Genomic DNA, 1,008 nt, shown 5'->3' with positions numbered 1-1,008 from the left:
CGCCCTTGATGCCAGAGCCGCCGATGTCCACTCCGAAGACGTTCATGGACGCAACGTTACGGGGAGATGACCGTGCTGAACTACTTCTCGGACAGGCTCGCGGCCTCGGCGCGCAGGTCGCGGCGGAGTTCCTTGGGCAGCGAGAAGACGATCGACTCCTCGGCGGACTTCACGATCTCGACGTCCTCGAAGCCGTGCCCCGACAGCCATTCCAGGACGCCCTCGACCAGGATCTCGGGAACGGAGGCGCCGGAGGTGACACCGACCGTGCTGACGCCCGTGAGCCAGGCCTCGTCGATCTCGTCCGCGGAGTCCACGAGGTGGGCGTCGCGGGAGCCGGCGCCGAGGGCGACCTCGACCAGCCGTACGGAGTTGGACGAGTTCTTCGACCCGACGACGATGACCAGGTCCGCGTCGGCGCCCATCTGCTTGACGGCGATCTGCCGGTTCTGCGTGGCGTAGCAGATGTCGTCGCTCGGCGGGGCGATGAGCAGCGGGAACTTCTCCTTGAGCTTGTCGACCGTCTCCATCGTCTCGTCCACGGAGAGGGTGGTCTGGGAGAGCCAGACGACCTTGGACTCGTCGCGCACCTCGACGTTGGCGACGTCGTCGGGTCCGTCGACCAGCGTGATGTGGTCGGGGGCCTCGCCGGAGGTGCCGATGACCTCTTCGTGGCCGTCGTGGCCGATGAGCAGGATGTCGTAGTCCTCGTTGGCGAAGCGGACGGCTTCCTTGTGGACCTTGGTGACCAGGGGGCAGGTCGCGTCGATGGTCGCGAGCTTGCGTTCGGCGGCCTCGTCGTGGACGACGGGGGCCACGCCGTGCGCGGAGAACATGACGATCGATCCCTCGGGGACCTCCGCCGTCTCCTCGACGAAGATGGCGCCCTTCTTCTCAAGGGTCTGTACGACGTACTTGTTGTGCACGATCTCGTGGCGGACGTAGATCGGCGCCCCGTACTGCTCCAGGGCCTTCTCCACGGCGATCACGGCACGGTCCACACCCGCG

At 66.7% G+C, this 1,008-nt stretch carries 1 protein-coding gene; it reads right to left on the bottom strand.

What is annotated here, in order from left to right; all coding sequences use genetic code 11:
• Positions 1-80: 80 nt before the first annotated feature.
• Positions 81-1,008, bottom strand: a 928-nt coding sequence (locus BHU15_RS26230) for a 4-hydroxy-3-methylbut-2-enyl diphosphate reductase (RefSeq protein ID WP_368483219.1), incomplete at its 5' end; no start/stop codon positions are given.

Source organism: Streptomyces niveus (assembly GCF_001723055.1).
Classification (GTDB): domain Bacteria; phylum Actinomycetota; class Actinomycetes; order Streptomycetales; family Streptomycetaceae; genus Streptomyces; species Streptomyces niveus.
The sequence above is the reverse complement of the archived record's forward strand: the minus strand, read 5'-3'. Positions and strand labels throughout refer to the sequence as shown.